The 21,173-nt window shown below is 70.2% G+C and carries 20 protein-coding genes; 13 read left to right on the forward strand and 7 right to left on the reverse strand.

All coding sequences use genetic code 11. The features are described 5' to 3' along the window. Positions 1 to 32: 32 nt before the first annotated feature. Both FN976_RS21170 and argH read right to left on the reverse strand, forming a co-directional pair. Positions 33 to 236, reverse strand: coding sequence for a hypothetical protein (locus FN976_RS21170; RefSeq protein ID WP_145895059.1), 204 nt, complete (start codon positions 234 to 236; stop codon positions 33 to 35). A gap of 3 nt (positions 237 to 239) precedes the next feature. After that, positions 240 to 1,631 (reverse strand): argininosuccinate lyase, encoded by a 1,392-nt coding sequence (argH, locus tag FN976_RS21175; RefSeq protein ID WP_145895060.1) that lies wholly within the window; start codon positions 1,629 to 1,631, stop codon positions 240 to 242. Positions 1,632 to 1,709: 78 nt separating this feature from the next. Here argH and FN976_RS21180 point away from each other — a divergent pair, with 78 nt between their 5' ends. The 3 genes from FN976_RS21180 (at position 1,710) to FN976_RS21190 (ending at position 4,842) form a co-directional block, all read left to right on the forward strand. Then, the gene (locus FN976_RS21180; protein ID WP_145895061.1) at positions 1,710 to 2,759 is read left to right on the forward strand and encodes a sensor histidine kinase; all 1,050 of its coding nucleotides are present in this window, start codon (positions 1,710 to 1,712) and stop codon (positions 2,757 to 2,759) included. 34 nt (positions 2,760 to 2,793) lie between these two features. Continuing rightward, positions 2,794 to 3,534 (forward strand): LytR/AlgR family response regulator transcription factor, encoded by a 741-nt coding sequence (locus FN976_RS21185; protein WP_145895062.1) that lies wholly within the window; start codon positions 2,794 to 2,796, stop codon positions 3,532 to 3,534. Between the two features lie 114 nt (positions 3,535 to 3,648). Beyond that, the gene (locus tag FN976_RS21190) at positions 3,649 to 4,842 is read left to right on the forward strand and encodes an AI-2E family transporter (RefSeq protein WP_255440653.1); all 1,194 of its coding nucleotides are present in this window, start codon (positions 3,649 to 3,651) and stop codon (positions 4,840 to 4,842) included. On the opposite strand, the gene ppc is transcribed toward FN976_RS21190, so the two are convergent. Beyond that, the gene (gene ppc / locus FN976_RS21195) at positions 4,843 to 7,650 is read right to left on the reverse strand and encodes a phosphoenolpyruvate carboxylase (protein ID WP_145895063.1); all 2,808 of its coding nucleotides are present in this window, start codon (positions 7,648 to 7,650) and stop codon (positions 4,843 to 4,845) included. Positions 7,651 to 7,720: 70 nt separating this feature from the next. Between ppc and hemC the strand changes: the two genes are divergently transcribed. Genes hemC through FN976_RS21215 form a run of 4 tightly spaced genes read left to right on the forward strand, consistent with a single transcriptional unit; the run spans position 7,721 to position 11,769 of the window. Beyond that, positions 7,721 to 8,665, forward strand: coding sequence for a hydroxymethylbilane synthase (gene hemC, locus FN976_RS21200; RefSeq protein WP_145895064.1), 945 nt, complete (start codon positions 7,721 to 7,723; stop codon positions 8,663 to 8,665). Between the two features lie 10 nt (positions 8,666 to 8,675). Then, positions 8,676 to 9,434 (forward strand): uroporphyrinogen-III synthase, encoded by a 759-nt coding sequence (locus FN976_RS21205; RefSeq protein WP_145895065.1) that lies wholly within the window; start codon positions 8,676 to 8,678, stop codon positions 9,432 to 9,434. Then, a complete protein-coding gene (locus FN976_RS21210) occupies positions 9,431 to 10,510 on the forward strand; it encodes a uroporphyrinogen-III C-methyltransferase (protein WP_145895066.1) in 1,080 nt (359 codons plus the stop codon). Before FN976_RS21205 ends, FN976_RS21210 begins: the two co-directional genes overlap by 4 nt. Before the next feature lie 5 nt (positions 10,511 to 10,515). Further along, a complete protein-coding gene (locus FN976_RS21215) occupies positions 10,516 to 11,769 on the forward strand; it encodes a heme biosynthesis protein HemY (protein ID WP_145895067.1) in 1,254 nt (417 codons plus the stop codon). Positions 11,770 to 11,910: 141 nt separating this feature from the next. Here FN976_RS21215 and FN976_RS21220 read toward each other — a convergent pair whose 3' ends face one another. Then, a complete protein-coding gene (locus FN976_RS21220) occupies positions 11,911 to 15,192 on the reverse strand; it encodes an Rne/Rng family ribonuclease (RefSeq protein ID WP_145895068.1) in 3,282 nt (1,093 codons plus the stop codon). Between the two features lie 138 nt (positions 15,193 to 15,330). Beyond that, on the reverse strand, positions 15,331 to 15,495 hold the full coding sequence (locus tag FN976_RS28975; RefSeq protein ID WP_186511062.1) for a hypothetical protein: 165 nt from the start codon (positions 15,493 to 15,495) through the stop codon (positions 15,331 to 15,333). A 231-nt stretch (positions 15,496 to 15,726) separates the two neighbouring features. On the opposite strand from FN976_RS28975, the gene FN976_RS21225 reads away from it, so the two are divergent. The 4 genes from FN976_RS21225 to FN976_RS21240 are packed head-to-tail and all read left to right on the forward strand — an operon-like array spanning position 15,727 to position 18,762. Next, positions 15,727 to 16,725, forward strand: a complete 999-nt coding sequence (locus FN976_RS21225) for an RluA family pseudouridine synthase (RefSeq protein WP_432417881.1) — start codon at positions 15,727 to 15,729, stop codon at positions 16,723 to 16,725. Beyond that, a complete protein-coding gene (locus tag FN976_RS21230) occupies positions 16,688 to 17,350 on the forward strand; it encodes an HAD family hydrolase (RefSeq protein WP_145895070.1) in 663 nt (220 codons plus the stop codon). The genes FN976_RS21225 and FN976_RS21230 overlap by 38 nt, the downstream gene beginning before the upstream one ends. Positions 17,351 to 17,352: 2 nt before the next feature. After that, positions 17,353 to 17,724, forward strand: a complete 372-nt coding sequence (locus tag FN976_RS21235) for a Rieske (2Fe-2S) protein (protein WP_145895071.1) — start codon at positions 17,353 to 17,355, stop codon at positions 17,722 to 17,724. Further along, positions 17,725 to 18,762 carry a S49 family peptidase gene (locus FN976_RS21240; protein WP_145895072.1) on the forward strand — a complete coding sequence of 346 codons (1,038 nt, stop codon included), beginning with the start codon at positions 17,725 to 17,727 and terminating at the stop codon, positions 18,760 to 18,762. A 14-nt stretch (positions 18,763 to 18,776) separates the two neighbouring features. On the opposite strand, the gene FN976_RS21245 is transcribed toward FN976_RS21240, so the two are convergent. Next, complete coding sequence (locus FN976_RS21245) at positions 18,777 to 19,541, reverse strand: SAM-dependent methyltransferase (protein ID WP_145895073.1); 765 nt, start codon at positions 19,539 to 19,541, stop codon at positions 18,777 to 18,779. After that, positions 19,538 to 20,149 (reverse strand): Maf family nucleotide pyrophosphatase, encoded by a 612-nt coding sequence (locus tag FN976_RS21250; RefSeq protein WP_145895074.1) that lies wholly within the window; start codon positions 20,147 to 20,149, stop codon positions 19,538 to 19,540. The genes FN976_RS21245 and FN976_RS21250 overlap by 4 nt, the downstream gene beginning before the upstream one ends. Before the next feature lie 25 nt (positions 20,150 to 20,174). On the opposite strand from FN976_RS21250, the gene FN976_RS21255 reads away from it, so the two are divergent. Next, a complete protein-coding gene (locus FN976_RS21255; RefSeq protein ID WP_145895075.1) occupies positions 20,175 to 20,720 on the forward strand; it encodes a YceD family protein in 546 nt (181 codons plus the stop codon). Positions 20,721 to 20,873: 153 nt separating this feature from the next. Then, a complete protein-coding gene (gene rpmF, locus FN976_RS21260) occupies positions 20,874 to 21,056 on the forward strand; it encodes a 50S ribosomal protein L32 (protein ID WP_145895076.1) in 183 nt (60 codons plus the stop codon). Positions 21,057 to 21,173: the final 117 nt, after the last annotated feature.

Consider the following 21,173-nt stretch of genomic DNA (forward strand, 5'->3'; position numbering starts at 1 on the left):
GCCGCCAAGGCGATTTTGTGGCGCGACTGCGCTCAGTGCCACATCTCGAAATCGGCCAGCGTTTGCGGCGGCAGCCCCTTGGCCTTGTTCCTGGCATTCAGGGTGTCCAGGTGCTTCTTCACCGTGGCCCGGTCGCCCTTGTGCAGGTACAGGTTCACCGGCAGCATGCCGATGGCGTAGGTCGAACCGGCAGCCACCAGCCGCGCCAGTTCCTGCTCAGCCAGGTCCAGCGGCATGGCTCAGCCCAGCCGCGCCCGGTGCCGCTCGATCTGCGCCTTGACCTGCGCCGGCGCGGTACCACCCAGCGTATTGCGCGCATTCAGCGAACCGCGCAGCGACAACGCATCGAACACATCCTTCTCGATCGAGGCATGGAAGCCCTGCAACACGGCCAGCGGCAGCTCCGACAGGTCGCAGTTGTGCGAAGTGGCCGCCTTCACCGCGTGCGCCACCGTCTCGTGCGCATCACGGAACGGCAGGCCCTTCTTCACCAGGTAGTCGGCCAGGTCCGTCGCGGTGGCGTAGCCCCGGCGGGCGGCGGCTTCCATCGCCTCCGGCTGCACGGTGATGCCCTCGGCCATCTCCGCGAAGATGCGCAGGGTGTCCTTGAGCGTGTCGACCGTGTCGAACAGCGGCTCCTTGTCCTCCTGGTTGTCCTTGTTGTAGGCCAGGGGCTGGCCTTTCATCAGGGTGATCAGGCCGACCAGGTGGCCGACGACCCGGCCGGTCTTGCCGCGCGCCAGCTCCGGCACGTCGGGGTTCTTCTTCTGCGGCATGATCGACGAGCCGGTGGTGAAGCGGTCGGCGATGCGGATGAAGCCGAAGTTCTGGCTCATCCAGAGGATGAGTTCCTCCGACATCCGGCTCACGTGCACCATCACCATGCTGGCGGCCGCCGTGAACTCGATGGCGAAGTCGCGGTCGCTGACGGCGTCCAGCGAGTTCTGGCAGACGGCTTCCATCGCGAGCTCTTTCGCCACCCACTCGCGGTCCAGCGGGTAGCTCGTGCCGGCGAGCGCCGCGGCGCCCAGGGGCAGGCGGTTGACGCGCTTGCGCACGTCGAGCATGCGCTCGTGGTCGCGCGAGAACATCTCCACATAGGCCAGCATGTGGTGGCCGAAGCTCACGGGCTGCGCCACCTGCAGGTGGGTGAAACCCGGCAGCACGACGTCGACGTTCTTCTCCGCCAGCTTCAGCAGCGCCCGCTGCAGGTCTTCGAGCAGGCCCGCGATCAGGTCGATCTCGCCGCGCAGCCACAGGCGCACGTCGGTGGCGACCTGGTCGTTGCGGCTGCGGCCGGTGTGCAGGCGCTTGCCGGCATCACCCACCAGCTGCGTGAGGCGGGCTTCGACGTTCAGGTGCACGTCCTCCAGGTCCAGCTTCCATTCGAAAGCCCCCGACTCGATCTCGGCGCGCACCTGGGCGAGCCCCTTCTGGATGGCGGCCAGGTCGTCCGCCGAGATCACGCCCTGCCGCTGGAGCATGGCCGCATGCGCCAGCGAGCCCTGGATGTCCGCCTGCCAGAGCCGCTTGTCGAAGAACACGCTGGCGGTGTAGCGCTTCACGAGGTCGCTCATGGGTTCGCTGAACAGCGCGGACCAGGCCTCGGATTTCTGATCGAATTGGCTCATGGGGGGAGGGGCAGGAAAAGGGATGCGATGCGGATTCGTCATGCCGGCTGATTCACCATAATGAAGGCCTGCCGACCGATGAACGACTCGCACCTATTATCGACGTTCTCCGATTCGCGGCGCACCCCGCCGCCGCCGGAGCCGCCGCCCGCCATCCGGCCGGCGCTGGTGTTCGACGCCTGCCAGCTGGGGGTGGTGCTGCGCACGGTGCTGTTCGTCGAGGCGGTCATGGCCGTCGGCGCCACGCTGGGTTCCGGCAACGTGCCGGACTGGATCGAAAGACTGGCCTTCCTCACCGGCGCGGCCTTGCCGGGCACCCTGAGCTGGCTGATCGTCGCCTGCAGCCTGAAGCAGTTGCTGGCGCGCCTGCCGCCCACCGGGCAGCATCTGTTCGGGGTGGTGCTGGGCATGCTCGCCGGTTTGTACGGCTGCTTCCTGCTGGCGCTGGTCGGCATCACGGCGCCCATGCCCTGGATCGGCTCCGCCCTGGTCGGGGGCATGCTGGCGGCGCTGGTGGTGGCGGCCCTCGTGCTGCGCGCGAAGAGCCGCATGCCGGCCGAGACCGCGGCGCGCCTGGCGGAACTGCAGGCCCGCATCCGGCCACACTTCCTGTTCAACAGCCTGAACAGCGCCATCGCGCTGGTGCGGGAGGACCCCGCCAAGGCGGAATCCCTGCTGGAGGACCTGAGCGAGCTGTTCCGGCACGCGCTGGTCGACCGGGGCGAGGCCGTCACCCTGTCGGAGGAAATCGCCGTCGCGCGGCGCTACCTGGCCATCGAGGCGGTGCGCTTCGGCGACCGGCTGCGGCTGGAATGGGCGCTCGACCCGCTGGCGGGCAGCGCGCGCGTGCCCCCTTTGATTCTTCAGCCGTTGGTGGAGAATGCGGTGAAGCACGGGGTCGAGCCCAGCTCCACCGGCGCGGAGGTGAAAGTCAGCACCCAGCGGCGGGGCGGCGTGGTGGTGATCAAGGTGACGAATACGGTGCCGTCGGGGCAGGGCCGGCGGGGCCATGGCGTGGCGCAGGGCAATGTCCGCGACCGGCTGCGCCTGCTGCACGACGTGCAGGGCCAGTTCCAGACGGTGCTGGCCGACGGGGTGTACCAGGTGCGGATCGAAGTACCGGCTTGAAGGACGCCGGCCGGCACGCGAGTGCGGGGGAGCCATGGGTTTGAAACTGTTGTTGGTCGACGACGAGCCGCTCGCGCGGTCACGGCTGCGCACGCTGCTGGCCGGATGCAACGCCCCGGCTGGCGACGTCGCGGGCGAGGCCGGCAATGCGGCCCAGGCGATGGAACAGATGCGGCGGCAGCCTTTCGACGCCGTGCTGCTCGACATCCACATGCCGGGCGCCGACGGGCTCGCGCTCGCGCAGGCCCTGCGCGCCCTGCCGTCCGCGCCCGTGGTGATCTTCGTGACCGCCTATGCCGAGCATGCGGTCGCGGCCTTCGACCTCGAAGCGGTGGATTACCTGACCAAGCCGGTGCGGCTGGAACGCCTGCAGATCGCCCTGCAAAAGGCCGAGCGCGCCCTGCAGGGGCGCCAGGCCGCTCCCGCGGCGGGTGCGCCGGACGTGCTCGTCATCCAGGACCGGGGCCGGACCGAACGCGTGCCGGTGGCCGAGGTGCTGTATTTCAAGGCGGAACTGAAGTACGTGACGGTGCGCACGTCGGTCCGCAGCTACATCCTGGACGGCTCGCTGAGCGAACTGGAGGAACGCCATGGCGCCCAGTTCCTGCGGGTGCATCGCAATGCGCTGGTGTCGCGCCGCGCGATCCGGGCGCTGGAGAAGCACTACGACCCGGAGGAGGGAGAAGGCTGGGCCGTGCGCCTGACCGGGGTCGAGGAATCGCTCGCGGTGTCCCGCCGGCAGTTGAGCGCGGTGCGCGAGGCGATCGCGGGGTAGGCCAAGAGGCAGCCGGCGGGTAGGCCTGCGGCGCGTTTTGCGGCTGCGCGGCCGTTGCTGCCCCATCCATATGCCTGGCGGGGTATTCTCATCCGGCCCTTTGGAGATGGCCCCTTGAGTGACGAAACCCCCGTAAGCGACGAAGTGTCGGACGCCATTGCCGCCACGCGCACGCCGGTCGACCCGAAAGCGCCGCCGCACGTGCTGCTGCCGCTGCCGGCGGACGTGCGCAGCGTGATGCTGGTGGTCCTGACCTGCATCGCCGTCCTGGCGGTGTTGAAGTGGGCCAGCGGCTTCTTCATCCCGCTGATGATCAGCCTCGTCTTCAGCTACGCGCTGTCGCCGGTCGTCGACTGGCTGGCCCGGCGCAAGATTCCCCGGGCCCTCAGCGCGGCGGTGCTGATCCTCGGCATCCTGGGGGCCGCCGGCTCCTCGGTCTACGCGCTGGCGGACGATGCGAACGAGTTGATCACCTCGCTGCCGGCGGCGGCGGCCAAGCTGCGTGACAGCGTGCGCAAGCAGGCGCGGGCGCCCGACACCACGCTGGAGACCGTGCAGAAGGCGGCGGCCGAACTGCAGAAAGCGGCCGAGGAGGCAGGCGGCGCCACCAGCGCCCCGAACGCCCGCGGCGTCGCCCGCGTGATCATCGAGAAGCCCCGCTTCGACCTGCGGGACCACCTGGTGTCCGGAACGCTGGGTCTCGCCAGCCTCCTCGGCCAGATCGTGCTGGTCACCTTCCTCACCTACTTCATGCTGATGTCCGGGGACACGTTCCGGCGCAAGCTGGTGAAGATCACCGGGCCGGGGCTTTCGGAGAAGAAGCTCACGGTGCAGGCTTTGGACGAGATCAACGCGCAGATGCAGCGCTACCTGGTGGTGCAGTTGGCGGCGAGCGTCGGCGTGGGCCTGGCGACCGGCATCGCTTTCGCCATGCTCGGCCTGAACCACGCGGCGGTGTGGGGCGTCGCCGCCGGGGTGCTCAACCTGGTGCCCTACATGGGCTCGCTGGTGGTGACCGGCGGCGCCTCTCTGGTCGCTTTCCTGCAGTTCGGCCAGATCGACATGGCGCTGCTGGTGGGCGGCATCTCGCTGCTGATCAACACCATCGAGGGTTACCTGCTGGTGCCCTGGGCCACCAGCAAGACGAGCCGCATGAATGCCGTCGCGGTGTTCATCGGGGTGCTGGCCTGGGGCTGGCTCTGGGGCGTCTGGGGGCTCCTGCTCGGGATCCCGATCCTGATGGCGATCAAGGCGGTGTGCGACCGCGTCGATCACCTCAAGCCGGTCGGCGAGCTGCTCGGAACCTGATCAACCGGTGTTGCGCAGCCCTGCGGCGATGCCGTTGATGGACAGATGGATGCCCCGCTTGGCCCGTTCGTCGTGCTGGCCTTGCCGCCAGCGCCGCACCAGTTCCACCTGCAGGTGGTGCAGCGGGTCGATGTACGGAAAGCGGTGCTTGATGGAGCGCGCCAGCGCCGCGTTGCCGGAGAGGCGATGCTTCTCGCCCGTGACCAGGGCCAGCGCCTCCACCGTGCGGTGCCACTCGGCCTCGATCTGGCCGAAGATGCGCTTGCGCAGCCGGGCGTCGCCGACCAGTTCGGCGTAGCGCGAGGCGAGCGCCAGGTCGCTCTTCGCCAGCACCATGTCCATGTTGGACAGCAGCGCCTTGAAGAAGGGCCATTGGCGGTACATCTTCTGCAGCAGCGCGACGGCCTCCTTGCGCTCCTTGCCGGCGCCGGCCAGCAGGCCTTCCACCGCGGAGCCGAAGCCGTACCACCCCGGCAGCGTGAGCCGGCACTGGCCCCAGCTGAAGCTCCAGGGGATGGCGCGCAGGTCCTCGATGCGCTGGTTGGCCTTGCGCGAGGCCGGGCGCGAGCCGATGTTCAGCTCCGCGATCTCGCGGATGGGCGTGGCGCTGAAGAAATAGTCCACGAAGCCGGGCGTCTCGTAGACCAGCCCGCGGTACGCGGCCATGCTGGCCTCCGACAACCTGGCCGCCGTGTCCAGGAACACTTTCGGCGCCGGCTTGGTCGGCTGCAGCAGTGTCGCCTCCAGCGTCGCCGCGACCAGTGTCTCCAGGTTGCGCCGGCCGATCTCGGAGTTGGCGTACTTCGACGCGATCACCTCGCCCTGCTCGGTCAGGCGGATCTGCCCGCGCACGGTGCCCGGCGGTTGCGCCAGGATCGCCTGGTAGCTCGGCCCGCCGCCGCGGCCCACCGTGCCGCCGCGGCCATGGAACATGCGCAGCTGGATGTTGTGCGAATTGGCGAGCTGGTCGAAGAGATCGACCAGCGCGATCTCGGCGCGGTACAGCTCCCAGTTGCTGGTGAAGATGCCACCGTCCTTGTTGCTGTCGCTGTAGCCGAGCATGATGTCCTGCTCGGCGCCCGAGCGTTGCACCAGCTTGGCGATGCCGGGCAGCGCATAGAACTCGCGCATGATGGGGGCGGCATTGCGCAGGTCCTCGATGGTTTCGAAGAGCGGCACCACGATCAGGTCGGCGATCGCGTTGGCGTCCAGCGTCCCGCGCACCAGGCCGACCTCCTTCTGCAGCAGCAGCACCTCCAGCAGGTCGCTGACCGTCTCGGTGTGGCTGATGATGTAGTGCTTGATCGCCTGCACGCCATAGCGCTCGCGCATGCGGACCGCGGATTCGAAGATCGCGAGCTCCTTGCGGGCGTGCTCGCTGTAGTCGACGCCCCAGACGCGCAGCGGCCGCGCGTCATTCAGCAGCTGGAGCAGCACCTCGCGCTTGGCCGCTTCATCCAGCTTGCGGTAGGTGGGCGTGATGCGTGCCGCCGCCAGCAGTTCGGCCACCACTTCCTCGTGCTGCTCGGAGTTCTGCCGCAAGTCGACTGTCGCCAGGTGGAAGCCGAACACCTCCACCGCGCGGATCAGCGCGTGCAGGCGCTGGTGCACCAGGGCGGCGCCATGGTGCGCGAGCAACGATGCGCGGATCGTGCGCAGGTCCGCCATGAACTCCTCGGCGCGGCGGTAGGCGTTCTGCGGCGCCACGGCGTGCCGGGCGGCGTCACCGCCGGTCAGCTCCTTCAGCGTGGCCGCCAGGCGTGCATACATGCCGGTGACGGCGCGCCGATAGGGCTCGTCCTGCCGGTGTTCGCTGCCGTCGGGTGAGCCGTCGGCCAGCGCGCGCATCTCGGGCGTGACCGGGACCAGCATGGCCGAGAGCGACAGCTCGCTGCCCAGCCAGAACAGCTCGGTCAGGTAGTAGCGCAACGCCACTTCGGACTGGCGGCGCAGGGCGTATTCGAGGGTCTCGGCGCTGACGTTGGGGTTGCCGTCGCGGTCGCCGCCGATCCACTGGCCCATGCGCAGGAAGCTGGCCACCGGGTGGTTGCCGAGTTCCTGCTCCAGCTGCGTGTACAGCTTGGGAATCTCGCGCAGGAAGGTCGCCTCGTAGTAGCTCAGCGCCGTTTCCACCTCGTCGGCCACGGTGAGCTTGGTGAAGCGCAGCAGGCGCGTGTGCCACAGCTGCAGCACGCGGGCGCGGATGTGCGCCTCGTTGGCGGCCAGTTCGCGCGGGGCGAGGGCGTCCTTGGGCAGCGCCCGCGCCTTGATCTCGTCGCGCTCGGTGAGCAGGCGCGCGATGTCGCGTTCCGCATCCAGGATGCTCTTGCGCTGGACTTCGGTGGGGTGCGCGGTGAGCACGGGCGACAGGTAGCTGTGCGCCAGCGTCTGCGCCACGGCCTTGGCGCCGATGCCGGCCCAGCGCAGGCGCGCCAGCGCCACCTCGATGCTGCCTTCCTGCGTGTCGCCGGCGCGTTCGTGCACCTGGCGGCGGCGGATGTGGTGGCGGTCCTCGGCCAGGTTGGCGAGGTGGCTGAAATAGGTGAAGGCCCGGATCACGCTCACCGCCTGGTCGCTGGAGAGCGCCTTCAGCAGCGACTTGAGCGCCTTGTCGGCTTCGTGGTCGGCGTCGCGGCGGAAGGCAACCGAGAGCTTGCGGATGCGCTCGACGAGCTCGTAGGCGTCCACGCCTTCCTGGTCCCGCAGCACGTCTCCCAGGATGCGTCCGAGCAGGCGGATGTCTTCCACCAGCGGGCGTTCGTTGTCCTTCGCGCGACGCGCTGGAGGCGTCGTGGCACTGGGCGGCATGCTTCTCTCTCCGGGGGGTGCGGCACCGCGCGGGTTGGGGCGGTGCGTGCTCATTGTTCTGGCAACGTGCATGCTAGCATCGACTTCCGCCCCCCGATTCCGTTCTGGTTACGTGCCGCATTTCACCATCGCCACCCGCGAAAGCCGGCTCGCCCTCTGGCAGGCCGAGCACGTGAAGGCCTTGCTCGAACAGGGCGGCCACACCGCGTCGTTGCTGGGCATGACCACCCGCGGCGACCAGATCCTGGATCGCACCTTGAGCAAGGTCGGCGGCAAGGGCCTGTTCGTGAAAGAACTCGAGACGGCGCTGGAGGAAGGCCGTGCCGACCTGGCCGTGCACTCCCTGAAGGATGTGCCGATGGAGTTGCCGGACGGGTTCGAACTGGCCTGCGTGCTGGAACGCGAGGATCCGCGCGACGCCCTGGTCTCCAGCCGCTTCGCGTCTCTCGAAGCACTGCCCCAGGGCGCCGTTGTCGGCACGTCGAGCTTGCGCCGCGTGGTCCTGCTGATGGCGGCCCGGCCCGACCTCAGGATCGAACCCCTGCGCGGCAATCTCGACACCCGCCTGCGCAAGCTGGACGACGGCCAGTACGACGCGATCGTGCTCGCCGCCGCCGGCCTCAAGCGCCTGGGCCTGGCCGAGCGCATCCGCCAGGTGTTCGAACCGGCCGACATGCTGCCCGCGGCCGGGCAGGGCGCGCTCGGCATCGAGATCCGGGCCGGCCGCATGGATGTTGCGCAGGCGCTTGCCCCCATGGCGCATCAGGGCACCTGGTTGTGCGTGGCCGCCGAACGCGCGGTCAGCCGCGCCATGGGCGGTAGCTGCTCCATGCCGCTGGCCGCTCACGCGCGCATGGAGGGCGAATACGTGCAGCTCGCCGCGGCCTGGGGCGATGCGGAGCAGGCCGGGCCATTGGTGAGGGCTCGCGGCGCGGCAGTCGTGGCCGACCTGGCGCAGGCGGCCGTGCTCGGCGAAAGCGTCGCGGCCAAGCTGCGCGCGGCCGGCGCCGGTTAGAGGGACCGTCATGCGCGTGGTCCTGACGCGGCCCGAGCCGGAGTCGCGTGCCTGGGCGGCGGACTTCGCGGCGCGCGGCATCGATCCCCTGGTGCTGCCCCTCATCGCGATCGGCCCGGCGCCGGATCCCACGGCGGTCCGCGCCGCCTGGGCGCGGCTGTCCGCTTGCCAGGCCGCCCTCTTCGTCAGCGCCAACGCCGTGCAAGGTTTCTTCGCGGCCGGCGCGGCCTGGCCTGCCGGTCCGCGCGCCTGGGCGCCGGGCCCCGGCACGCGCGACGCCTTGCGCGCGGCCGGAGTGCCTGCCGCCTGCATCGACGCGCCCGCGCCCGATGCCGAGCAGTTCGATTCGGAAGCGCTCTGGCGCGAAGTCGGCCCCCAGGTACGCACCGGGGGCGCCGTGCTGCTGGTGCGCGGTGGCGATGCCACCGGCCGCGCGGCCGGCCGGGAATGGCTGGCGGAGCAGGTTGCCGCGCGTGGGGCCCGCACCGAGAGCGTCGTGGCCTACACGCGGGGCGCACCGGGCTGGACCGGCTCCCAGCTGGCGGCTGCGCGCGAAGCGTCGGCCGACGGTTCGCTCTGGCTGTTCAGCAGTTCCGAGGCCGTGGGCCATTTGCGCGCCCTCCTGCCGGGCCAGGACTGGTCCGCCGCGCGCGCTCTGGCGACCCACCCACGCATCGCCGTTGCGGCACGGGACGCGGGCTTCGGCGTGGTGGACGAGACGCGCCCGGCGCTGGGCGACGTGCTCGCGTCGATAGAATCGCGCCGATGAACGCACCCGGCACGCCACCGCCCGACCCCGCGCCGGCCCTGCCGGTGGGGCACGCCGTGTCGACCATGGTCGTGCCGGTGAATGACCGCATCATCGCCGTGCCGCGCGGCGCCCTGATCGCCCTGGTGGTGATGGCCGGCGCTTCGCTGGTGCTGGGAGCGCTGTTGTGGCAGAACCTGACCCACATCCAGGAACAGCTCGCGCGGCAGAGCGCGGACAGCGCCGCCACGTCGATGGCGGCGCGCGCCCTGGCGCAGCAGGCCCAGGAGGTGGCGCGCGATGCGTCGGCCCGGCAGGTGCTGCTGGAGTCGCGCGTGAGCGAGGTTGCGCTGCAGCGCAGCCAGCTCGAGGAACTGATGCAGAGCCTCTCGCGCTCGCGCGACGAAAACCTGGTGGTCGACATCGAGTCCGCGCTGCGGCTGGCGCAGCAGCAGACGCAGCTGACCGGCAGCGCGGAGCCTTTGCTGGCCGCGCTGCGCACCGCCGATCAGCGCCTGGCGCGCGCGGCGCAGCCCCGCCTCGCCCGGCTGCGCGCGGCGATTGCACGAGATGTGGACCGCATCAAGGCGGCGACGGTGACCGACGTACCCGGCGTGCTCGCCCGCCTCGACGACCTGGCGCGGCAGATCGACGAGCTGCCGGTGGCGAACCAGGTGCCGGCGCGCGGGGCGCTCGACGCGGCGCGGCGGACCACACCGGCGGCCGGTCAGGCGCTGTGGTGGCAGAAGTGGCGCGATGCCGTGCTCGACGAGGCCCGCGGCCTGGTGCGCGTCAGCCGCATCGACCAGCCCGAGGCCGCGCTGCTGGCGCCGGAGCAGACCTTCTTCCTGCGCGAGAACCTCAAGCTCAAGCTGTTGAACGCACGGCTCTCGCTGCTGGCCCGCCAGAACGAGGCGGCCCGCACCGACGTCGCTGCCGCAGTCGCCACCCTGCACAAGTATTTCGACCCGGCCTCGCGCCGCACGCAGCAGGTGGCCACGCAACTGCAGCAGGTGCAGGCCCAGGTGCGCGTGGCCGAAGTGCCGCGCATGGACGAAACCCTGGCCGCGCTGGCGACCGCCGCGGCGGGGCGCTAGGCCCGATGCGCGCGGCACTCTGGCTCCTGGTGCTCTTCGCCATCGCGGTGGCGGTGGCCCTGTTCGCGGGCAACAACCAGGGCACGGTGACGCTGTTCTGGCCGCCCTACCGCATCGACCTGTCGCTCAACCTGGTGCTGCTGCTGTTGCTCGGCGCGTTCCTGTTCCTGCATGCGGCGCTCGGCGCGCTGGCCGCGCTGTTCGACCTGCCGCGCCAGGCGCTGCGCTGGCGCACCCAGCAGAAGGAGCGCGCCATGCACGGTTCGGTGCTGGACGCGCTGTCGCACATGCTGGCGGGCCGCTACATCCGCGCGCGCAAGTCGGCCGAGGCGGCGCTGCAGCAGGAGGCGTCGCTGGCCGCCTCCGGCCGGCGGCCCGCCAACGGCGTCCAGCTGCGCGCGCTTGCCCACCTCCTGGCCGCGGAAAGCGCGCAATCGCTGCAGGACCGCACGGGCCGCGAGGAGCACCTGCAGCAGGCCCTGGAACACGCGGCTGCCCGCGACGCGCAGGGCACGCACGAAGGTGTGCTGATGCGCGCGGCGCGCTGGTCACTGGAGGACCGCGAGCCGCAGGCCGCCCTGACCTGGCTGAAAGGGTTGCCACAGGGGGCGGCCCGGCGCACGCTGGCTTTGCGCACGCGCTTGAAGGCGTCGCGCCTGGCGGGCCAGACCCGCGAGGCGCTGGACACGGCACGGCTGCTGGCCAAGCACCATGCTTTTTCGCCGGTCGCCGCGCAGAGCATCGTTCGCGGCCTGGCCATCGATGCCCTGAACGGCGCCTACGACGTCGCGCAGCTGCAGCGCGCCTGGGCCACGCTGGAGCCGGCGGAGCGCACGGTTCCCGAAGTCGCGATCCACGCCGCGCGCCGGCTCACCACGCTGGGCGGCGACGCCCACCTGGCGCGCGACTGGTTGCTGCCGGTGTGGGAGGCGCAGGGCCAGCTCCCGGACAGCCTGAGGGTGAAGCTGGTGGGCGCGCTCGAAGAGGGCCTGGACAGCCTGGACGGCGCCTGGCTGGCCCGCATCGAGGCGGCGCAGAAAGCGAATCCGCGTGACCCCAACCTGCAGTACCTGGCGGGCATGGCGTGCATGAAGCGCCAGCTCTGGGGCAAGGCCCAGCAACTGCTGCGCCAGGCGGCGCTGGGCCTGCAGGACCCGCGCATGCACCGCAGCGCCTGGCGCGCGCTGGCCGAATTGGCGGAGCAGCGGGAGGATGCGGAAGCCGCGGCTCTGGCATGGAAGCGCGCGGCGGGGGATTGAATCCTCCGCACCGCGGCACCAGGCCGGCCGGAATAGCATGCAGGCCGGCCTCCCTTGCGATGAAGATCCGGCTTTGCCGGGCTTCGTCGCACTGATCAAGCCACGCTGAAAAGTCGCGCAGCGACTTTTCAGCGTGAAGGCTCAGAACGGGAGAGGCAGGTTGCGCAGGTCGCGCTTGGTTTCGACCAGCACCAGCGGGCCTTCTTCGATCACGACGGCCGGCGGCCGCTCGCGCGGCGTGCGCACCGGTGCCGGCTCGGCCGCCATCGCGGCTTGCGCCGCGGCGATCTTGGCTGCGTCCGAGTTCACCCATTGCAGGCCGGAGCTCTGCGCCACGCCCGCCAGTGTCTCCACCGGCAACTGGTACGCCGTCACGCGCGGCAGCGCCTGCGCCGCCGGAGCGCTGGCCGCCACCGGTGCCGTCACAGGCACCGCGGCTTGCTCGCCGGCGGACAGTTCGGCGCCGCCCACCGGCAGGCTGTCGCGCTGCGGGCGCTCGTCGCGCTCGCGGCGTTCGCGTCCATAACGGTCGCGGGAGCGGCGGCGGCCTTCGCCGTCGGGGCCGTTCTCGGCGGCGTTGGCCGCGCTGGCCTCGTCGAAATGCGTGTGCGACTCCAGCACCGGGTTGGTTCCCGGCGGCAGCTGGTCGCCCGCGGATTCGGTCACCGCGCCGACGGAACCGCCGGCGCCGGCCAGGGCCTGCGCTTCCACGGTCGCTTCGGGGCTGACGCTATCGCGTCCTTCGCGGTCGCCGCGGCCTTCACGGTCACCCCGGCCCCGGCGGCCGTCGCGGCGGCCTTCGCCGCGGTCTCCGCGTTCGCCGCGATCCCCACGCTCACCGCGGGGCGGACGGTCCTGCGCCTGCACGGGCAGAGCGCCCTCGGCGCCGGCTTCCTGCGGCTCGGCGGGGGCGGCTTCGCCGGACTCGCGCGCCTGCGCATCTTCGCGCTGGCGGCGCAGGCGGGCTTCATGCCGTTCGCGGCTTTCCTGCGGCTCGCGGTCATCGCGCGTCTCGCGGGGAGCGCGGGCCTCGCGCGGCTCGCGTGCCTCACCCCGGACCTCGCCGGCCACCTCACCTCGTGCTTCACGGGGCTCGCGCGGTTCACGGTTCTCGCGTCCTTCGCGCGGTTCACGCGCTTCACGCGGCTCCCGTGGCTCACGGTTCTCACGCGGTTCGCGGGCCTCGCCCCGGCCTTCGCGCGCCTCACGGGGTTCGCGCGGCTCGCGGTTTTCCCGCGGTTCGCGGCCTTCCCGCGGTTCACGGCTCTCGCGCGGTTCGCGGGCCTCGCCCCGGCCTTCGCCGCGCTCGCGGCGGCCGTCCTGCCCGCGGCCTTCGCCCCGGCCTTCGCCGCGCTCGCGCCGGCCCTCGCCGCGGCCACCCTGGCCGCCCTGACCTTCCACGCGCGGCTGGCCCGTGCCTTCGCCACTCTCGGCGGCAGCGCGCTCGCGGCGCGGCTCACCGTCGCGGCGGCCGTCCCGGTCGCCGCCGCGGCCATCGCCCCGGCGGCCGTCGCGGCGGCCATCGCGGTCGCCACGGCCTTCACCGCGACGGCCATCGCGGCGGCCATCGCCGCGATGTTCACGCTTTTCTTCCGTTCGAACGGGCGCCACCGGCGCGGATGCCACGGGCGCCGGTGCCGGCTCGGCCGCGGGCGTGATGCCCAGCAGGCCCTTGACCCAGGAGAAGAAGCCGCTTTCGGCCGGGGCTTGCACTGGCGCCGGGGCCGGCGCACGCGCGGCCGTCGGGGCGGGCGCCTTGACGGCCACCGGAGCAGGAACAGCCGGTGCCGGCTCCGGCTTGACCACCGGCATGGGTGCCGGCGCATCGGGCAGCACGCCCTTGATCACCGGCTCCTGCTTGTTGGTGCGCTCGTGCGAGCGGCGCGTGACGGCGGTCGGGTCCTCGATCTCTTCGGCCATGTGGTAGCTGGCCTTGATGTTGTCGAGGCGCGCGTCGTCGTGCTTCAGGCGCTCCAGCCGGTAGTTCGGCGTCTCGAGCGTCTTGTTCGGCACGAGGATCACGCTGATGCGCTGCTTGAGTTCGATCTTGGCGATCTCGGGGCGCTTCTCGTTCAGCAGGAACGAGGTGACTTCCACGGGCACCTGCACGTGCACGGCGGCCGTGCCGTCCTTCATGGACTCTTCCTGGATGATCCGCAGGATCTGCAGCGCCGAGCTTTCCGTGTCGCGGATGTGGCCGTGGCCGCCGCAGCGCGGGCAGGGGATGGAGGCGCCTTCGGACAGCGACGGGCGCAGCCGCTGGCGGCTCATCTCCATCAGGCCGAACTTGCTGATGCTGCCGAACTGCACGCGGGCGCGGTCTTGCCGCAGCGCGTCGCGCAGCCGGTTCTCGACCTCACGGCGGTTCTTCGACTCTTCCATGTCGATGAAGTCGATGACGATCAGGCCGCCCAGGTCGCGCAGGCGCATCTGGCGGGCCACTTCGTCGGCGGCTTCCAGGTTGGTGCGGGTCGCGGTTTCCTCGATGTCGCCGCCCTTGATGGCGCGCGCCGAGTTGACGTCGATGGAGACCAGCGCCTCGGTGTGGTCGATGACGATGACGCCGCCGGAGGGCAGCTTCACTTCACGCGCATAGGCCGATTCGATCTGGTGCTCGATCTGGAAGCGGCTGAACAGGGGGGCGTCGTCGCGGTAGCGCTTCACGCGTGCCGCGTGTTCCGGCATCACGTGCGCCATGAACTGGTGCGCCTGGTCGTAGATGTCGTCCGTGTCGATCAGGATGTCGCCGATGTCGTGATTGAAGTAGTCACGGATCGCGCGGATGACGAGCGACGATTCCTGGTAGATCAGGAAAGCGCCCTTGGCCCCCTTGGTCGCGCCGTCGATGGCGGACCACAGCTTCAGCAGGTAGTTCAGGTCCCACTGCAGCTCGGGCGCGCTGCGGCCGATGCCGGCGGTGCGGGCGATGATGGACATGCCGTTGGGGTATTCCAACTGGTCCATGTTCTCCTTGAGCTCGGCGCGGTCCTCGCCCTCGATCCGCCGGGAGACTCCCCCGCCGCGCGGGTTGTTGGGCATCAGCACGACGTAGCGGCCAGCCAGGGAAACGAAGGTGGTGAGGGCCGCGCCCTTGTTGCCGCGTTCTTCCTTCTCGACCTGGACCAGCAGTTCCTGGCCTTCCCGGATCACGTCGTTGATGCGGGCCTGGGAGACGGGCACGCCCTGGGCGAAGTACTGGCGGGAGATTTCCTTGAACGGCAGGAAGCCGTGGCGGTCTTCGCCGTAGTCGACGAAGCAGGCTTCCAGCGACGGCTCGACGCGGGTGACGACCGCCTTGTAGATGTTGCCCTTGCGCTGTTCGCGCCCTTCGATCTCGATTTCGTAGTCGAGGAGCTTTTGTCCGTCGACGATCGCCAGCCGGCGTTCTTCCGCCTGGGTGGCATTGATGAGCATGCGCTTCATAGGTCTGTCCCTCAACTTTCAACGCGCCCCCCGAGGGGTCGCGAACTTCTTCAACGCGCCTTGGGGCGCGGAATTCGGTGCCGGGACTGACGCCTTGAAACGAGTGGAATTGCCGGAGTGCGACGCAGCGTGCCGAGGCTAGCTCAGCAGGCGTGGCAAAGGCACAGGGATGGGGGCGAGCGCGCGGTGCGAAAGATGCACCGCGAGGGTTGCCGCGGCGAGTGCGCCGTCGGCTGGTGCGGATGACGCCGGCACGCGTTGCGCGGGCAGAAGCCAGCGCCAGCATGCCAGGAGGATCGCCATCAGCACTTCGTTGTCTCGCTTTGATCCGCCCGCCAGCGCAGTGCGCTGACGGACTTGAATTCCGTATCGTGTTTCAAGGAATCGGCCCGCGCCGGCAGCGGGGCGGCCATGACGGGCTTTGGCCCGGAATCTGCTCGCCCACACCCACGGTGGCATCGACCTTCCAGCGTGGCGAAAGTGGTGGGGTGGACTAAACTGCCAGCCAAATCAACCACTTACAGCGTAACGCTAGTGAAACAGATTATAGGGGGCGCGCCGCGGGCTGCAAGCGCGGAGGTCAAATTTCTGACAGTCGGGGAAGAATCCGCCGGCCAGCGCCTCGACAACTTCCTGCTGCGCGTGCTCAAGGGCGTGCCCAAGACGCATGTCTACCGCATCATCCGCAGCGGCGAGGTGCGGGTGAACAAAGGCCGCGCGGGCGCCGACACGCGGGTGGGCGAGGGCGATGTGGTGCGGGTGCCGCCGGTGCGCGTGTCCGAGGCGATGGAACGCAAGCTGGACAAGCCGGCGCCGCCGCGCGAGTTTCCCATCCTGTTCGAGGACGACCACCTGCTGGCCATCGACAAACCGGCCGGCGTGGCGGTGCATGGCGGCAGCGGCGTCAGCTTCGGCGTGATCGAGCAGTTGCGCCAGGCACGCCCGGCCGCGAAGCTGCTGGAGCTGGTCCACCGGCTCGACCGCGAAACCTCCGGCATCCTGCTCGTGGCCAAGAAGCGCTCGGCCCTGACCCGGCTGCAGGACCAGTTCCGCGAGCGGGAGACCGGCAAGACCTATCTCGCGCTCGTGCAGGGCGAGTGGCCCGGCAACAAGAAAGTCATCGACCAGCCGCTGCACAAGTACCTGCTGGACGACGGCGAGCGCCGCGTCAAGGTGGTGCCCAAGGACGATCCCGACGGCATGCGGGCCATCACGCTGGTGAAGGTCGCGCAGCGGCTGGCCGGTTGCTCCCTGCTGGAGGTGACCATCAAGACCGGCCGCACGCACCAGATCCGCGTGCACCTGGCCAGCCAGGGCCACGGCATCGCGGGCGACGACAAGTACGGCGATTTCGAGTGGAACAAGGCACTGCAGAAGCAGGGCCTGAAGCGCATGTTCCTGCACGCTTGGCGGTTACAGTTCGATCATCCCGCGAGCGCCGAACGCATCAGCCTCCAGGCCGCCTTACCTCCTGAATTGCAGAAGTACGTTGACCATGCCAGCCCCGCGCCAATTCGACCTGATCGCCTTTGACTGGGACGGCACGCTGTTCGACTCCACCAAGATCATCGTGCGCTGCATCCAGCGGGCGGTGGCCGATGTCGGCGGCACGGTGCCGGCGGACCGGGAGGCTGCCTACGTCATCGGGATGGGCCTGATGGAGGCGCTGGCCCACGCGGCGCCTGACGTGCCGAAAGAGAAGTACGCGGAACTCGGGGCGCGTTACCGCGTGCACTACCTGGCGCACCAGGATGACCTGAGCCTGTTCGACGGCGTGCTGCCAATGCTCGGGAGCCTGCGCGAGCGGGGCCACCTGCTGGCGGTGGCCACCGGCAAGTCGCGCCGCGGCCTCGACGACGTGCTCACCACCGTGCAGCTGAAAGGCGTGTTCGACGGCTCGCGCACGGCCGACGAAACCGCGGGCAAGCCGCATCCGCGCATGCTGCACGAGCTGATGGAGCAGTTCGGCGTGGAGCCGGAACGCACGCTCATGGTCGGCGACACCACGCACGACCTGCAGATGGCGGTGAACGCCGGCTGCGCCAGCGTGGGGGTCAGCTACGGCGCCCACGAGACGGCCGGCTTCGCGGCGCTGGGGCCGCGCCATGTCGCGCATTCGGTGGCTGAACTGCACAGCTGGCTGGTGGGGAACGCCTGAGCATGGACGGCGAGGCCATTCCCCTGTGCAACTCGGCCGACCTGGCGGATGGCGGCCTGGCCGTGCCCTTCGACGTCATCTACGGCGGCCAGACCTGCCGGGCCTTCGCCGTGCGCTGGCAGGGCGGGGCGCACGCGTACCTGAACCGCTGCGCGCACGTGGCGATGGAGATGGACTGGCAGCCGAACCGCTTCTTCGACGACACCGGACGCTGGCTGCTTTGCAGCACCCATGGCGCGGCTTACGAACCCGACACCGGTGTCTGCGTGGGCGGCCCCTGCCGCGGCGGCCGCCTGGTGGCCATCGCCCTCACCGAGCGCGATGGCGTGGTGCACTGGCATACTGCCTTCAACCTGAAACCCATCGAGTTCTAAATGACTGATCCCGAGAGCCCGGGCGGCCCCGCCGCGACGCCGGCGCCCGAGGCTGCACCTTCCGCCGCGACCGCCCCGAACCCGCCGCCTGTGGCCGCGGCGGCTGCTGTCGCGCCCGGCTGGGAGCGGCAGACGATGGAGAAGCTGCTGTTCGCGACGCTCGAAGAGCAGCGCACGGCGCGGCGCTGGCGCAGCTTCGTCCGTCTGTCCTGGCTGGCGTTCTTCGTCTTCCTGATCTGGGTGGTGGGTTTCAAGGGTTCGCCCAGCACCGACAAATCGACCGCGCACACCGCGGTGATCGAGATCAAGGGCGAGATCGGGCCGGAGGCGGAGGCCAGCGCCGAATTCATCGTGGCGGCCGCCAAGGCCGCTTTCGAGGACCAGGGCGCGCAGGCCATCGTGCTGCTGATCAACTCGCCGGGCGGCAGCCCGGTGCAGGCCGGCATCATCAACGACGAATTGCGCCGCCTGAAGGCCAAGCACAAGAAGCCGCTGTATGCCGTGGTCGAGGAGTCCTGCGCTTCCGCCGCGTACTACATCGCCGCCTCCGCGGACCGCATCTTCGTGGACAAGGCCAGCATCGTCGGCAGCATCGGCGTCCTGATGGAGGGCTTCGGTTTTGTCGGCCTCATGGACAAGCTGGGCGTCGAGCGCCGGCTGCTGACCGCGGGCGAGAACAAGGGCTTCCTCGACGCGTTCAGCCCGCAGACCGAGCGGCACCGCGCCCATGCGCAGGGCATGCTGGACCAGATCCACAAGCAGTTCATCGACGTGGTCAAGGCCGGCCGCGGCAAGCGGCTGAAGGAAACGCCGGAGCTGTTCAGCGGCCTGTTCTGGACCGGCCAGCAGGCCGTGGACATGGGCCTGGCCGACCAGCTGGGCAACCTCGACTACGTCGCTCGCGAAGTGGTGAAGGCCGAGGAACTGGTGGACTACACCCGGCATGAGAACGTCGCCCAGAAACTGGCCAAGCGCTTCGGGGCGGCCATCGGCGAGGGTGCCGTGAAGGCGCTGCGCACGATGCAGCCGATCCGCTAGCGGCTGGCGAACGTCTAGCGGCCGATCCCGAAGACTGCCGGCGTGTCGTTGCCCACGGGGGCGGGCCGCTTCTTCCAGGCGGAGGCAGTGGCGCTCAGGCAACTCGCTGAGGGCAGTGTGAGACCCGAGCCGATCGCCAGCCGCGTCGCCGGCTGCAACGCCTGCAGCAGGGCCTGCCAGACTGCCGAATTCCGGTAGGGGGTTTCGATGAACAGCTGCGCCTGACCGGTGGCGAGCGCGATCTTTTCGAGCTCGCGGAGGCGGCGCAAGCGGCCATCCGGGTCCTGCGGCAGGTAGCCGACGAAGGCGAAGTTCTGGCCGTTCAGGCCGCTGGCCGCCAGGGTGAGCAGCAGCGACACCGGCCCCACGAGCGGCACCACCGCCAGCCCCAGGTCGTGCGCGGCGCGCACCACGGAGCTGCCGGGGTCCGCGATGGCGGGCATGCCCGCTTCGCTGAGCAGGCCGACGTCGTGCCCATCCAGCGCCGGCTGCAGCAGCGGCCGCGCGTCGAACGCGTGGGGCGTGTGGTCACCCTTCTTGTGAACTTCCCGCGGCAATTCCACCAGCGCCTGCTGCTGCAGCGGTGCGGCCAGGGGATGCAGCTCGCCGATGCGTTTCAGGTACGCACGCGCGGTCTTCGCGTTCTCGCAGATCCAGTGCGTGAGGCCGGCGGCCGCCGCCAGCGTGCCGGCGGGCAGCACGTCCGCCAGCGGCACCTGCGCCGCGCAGCCGAAATCGAGCGGTCCCGGGACGAGCAGGAGGCGGCCGGGCGTCGTCACAGCAGCGGGACGCCGGCGGCCCGCAACATGCGGCAGGTGCGGATCAGGGGCAGGCCGACCAGCGCCGTCGGGTCATCGCTTTCGATCGCGTCCAGCAAGGCGATGCCCAGCCCCTCGCTCTTCGCGCTGCCCGCGCAGTCGTAGGGCTGCTCGCGGCGCAGGTAGCTCTCGATCTCCGCATCCGACAGGTCGCGGAAGCGGACGCGCACCACGGCGACGTCCTGCTGCTGGAAGCCGGTCTCGCGGCAGACCACGCTGAGCGCCGTGTGGAAGAGCACGCTGCGTCCGCGCATGCGGCTGAGCTGCGCCACGGCATTCGCATGGTCGCCAGGCTTGCCGAGGGCCTCGCCGTCCAGGTCCGCCACCTGGTCCGAGCCGATCACGACGGCGCCCGGGAAACGCTCCGCGACCGCCTGGGCCTTGGCCAGACCGAGGCGGCTGGCCAAGGCGGCGGGGCCTTCGCCCGGCAGCGCGGCCTCGTCGACCTCGGGGGCAGCCACTTGGAAGGCGATGCCCAGCCGGCCCAGCAGTTCGCGGCGGTAGCGCGAAGTCGATCCCAGCACGACAGCGCGCGCAGGCGTTGGACCGGGGGAAGAACCCTTCTTCATGGCTCGATTCTCTTACACTGCCTGCATGCCCAAGGAGTTCGATCCGCGCCGCCTCGATGTGCGCCGCTTTGCCGAGGAGGCCGGCACCCTGGCCGGCGTGACGCCTGCGCTCTCGTTCCCCCGGCTGGCTTCCGAACTCGAGACGGTGAGCGCCTCCAATGAGGTGCGCTGGACGGCGACCGGCGAGCTGCGCAATCCCGAGCACGTGCATCCTGAGATGTGGCTCTACCTGGAGGCGGAGGCCACCTTCGCCTTGACCTGCCAGCGCTGCCTGCAGCCGGTCGACGTGGAGGTGATGCTGGAACGCCCGTTCCGCTTCGTGGCGGACGAAGCCACCGCTGCCGCCGAAGACGACGAGGCCGAGGAGGAGGTCCTGGCTCTCAGCCGCGAATTCGACCTGCTGGAACTGGTCGAGGACGAGTTGATCATGGATCTGCCCGTGGCTCCCATGCACGAGACCTGTCCGGTGCCCGTCAGAATGTCCAGCGCGGACCCGGCCTACCATCTGGCCGAAGCCGAACGCCAGCACCCCTTCGCGGTGCTGGGCAAGCTGAAGGCCGGCAAGTCCTGACAATGGGCTATAATCGCGGGCTTCGCGCCGGTTGCGCCCTGGCTTTCCCAGCCAAGTGCCCGCAGACCCCCTGGCCGTTCGTCGAACCCAGGATTGTCCAACCCAACCAAGTGCTGCGGCCCGCGAGCCGCCGCCTGAAATCAGGAGCCCCTCATGGCTGTCCAGCAGAACAAGAAGTCGCCCTCCAAGCGTGGCATGCACCGTTCGCACAACGCGTTGAACGTCCCGGGCATCGCCGTCGAGCCGACCACGGGCGAAACCCACCTGCGCCACCACATCAGCCCGACGGGCTTCTATCGTGGCCGCAAGGTGCTGAAGACCAAAAACGACGCTTGACCACGCGCCGCTTGGCGCGACGCCTGGCGTCAAGCCTCGCGTCCAACCCCGGCCCCAGGCCCGGCTGCTGGCACTCCGCAGTCCGGGCCTTTGTCTTGATGGGCCTGAATCAATCTT

Origin of the sequence: Caenimonas sedimenti (assembly GCF_007833165.1) — a bacterium.
Lineage (GTDB): Bacteria > Pseudomonadota > Gammaproteobacteria > Burkholderiales > Burkholderiaceae_C > Ramlibacter > Ramlibacter sedimenti.

What these genes read in the sequence shown, in the direction of transcription:
- FN976_RS21170 (WP_145895059.1), bottom strand. Translation starts at nt 236, where the DNA reads ATGCCGCTGGACCTGGCTGAGCAGGAACTGGCGCGGCTGGTGGCTGCC.
- argH (WP_145895060.1), bottom strand. Translation starts at nt 1,631, where the DNA reads ATGAGCCAATTCGATCAGAAATCCGAGGCCTGGTCCGCGCTGTTCAGC.
- FN976_RS21180 (WP_145895061.1), top strand. Translation starts at nt 1,710, where the DNA reads ATGAACGACTCGCACCTATTATCGACGTTCTCCGATTCGCGGCGCACC.
- FN976_RS21185 (WP_145895062.1), top strand. Translation starts at nt 2,794, where the DNA reads ATGGGTTTGAAACTGTTGTTGGTCGACGACGAGCCGCTCGCGCGGTCA.
- ppc (WP_145895063.1), bottom strand. Translation starts at nt 7,650, where the DNA reads ATGCCGCCCAGTGCCACGACGCCTCCAGCGCGTCGCGCGAAGGACAAC.
- hemC (WP_145895064.1), top strand. Translation starts at nt 7,721, where the DNA reads ATGCTAGCATCGACTTCCGCCCCCCGATTCCGTTCTGGTTACGTGCCG.
- FN976_RS21205 (WP_145895065.1), top strand. Translation starts at nt 8,676, where the DNA reads ATGCGCGTGGTCCTGACGCGGCCCGAGCCGGAGTCGCGTGCCTGGGCG.
- FN976_RS21210 (WP_145895066.1), top strand. Translation starts at nt 9,431, where the DNA reads ATGAACGCACCCGGCACGCCACCGCCCGACCCCGCGCCGGCCCTGCCG.
- FN976_RS21215 (WP_145895067.1), top strand. Translation starts at nt 10,516, where the DNA reads ATGCGCGCGGCACTCTGGCTCCTGGTGCTCTTCGCCATCGCGGTGGCG.
- FN976_RS21220 (WP_145895068.1), bottom strand. Translation starts at nt 15,192, where the DNA reads ATGAAGCGCATGCTCATCAATGCCACCCAGGCGGAAGAACGCCGGCTG.
- FN976_RS28975 (WP_186511062.1), bottom strand. Translation starts at nt 15,495, where the DNA reads ATGGCGATCCTCCTGGCATGCTGGCGCTGGCTTCTGCCCGCGCAACGC.
- FN976_RS21230 (WP_145895070.1), top strand. Translation starts at nt 16,688, where the DNA reads ATGCCAGCCCCGCGCCAATTCGACCTGATCGCCTTTGACTGGGACGGC.
- FN976_RS21235 (WP_145895071.1), top strand. Translation starts at nt 17,353, where the DNA reads ATGGACGGCGAGGCCATTCCCCTGTGCAACTCGGCCGACCTGGCGGAT.
- FN976_RS21240 (WP_145895072.1), top strand. Translation starts at nt 17,725, where the DNA reads ATGACTGATCCCGAGAGCCCGGGCGGCCCCGCCGCGACGCCGGCGCCC.
- FN976_RS21250 (WP_145895074.1), bottom strand. Translation starts at nt 20,149, where the DNA reads ATGAAGAAGGGTTCTTCCCCCGGTCCAACGCCTGCGCGCGCTGTCGTG.
- FN976_RS21255 (WP_145895075.1), top strand. Translation starts at nt 20,175, where the DNA reads ATGCCCAAGGAGTTCGATCCGCGCCGCCTCGATGTGCGCCGCTTTGCC.
- rpmF (WP_145895076.1), top strand. Translation starts at nt 20,874, where the DNA reads ATGGCTGTCCAGCAGAACAAGAAGTCGCCCTCCAAGCGTGGCATGCAC.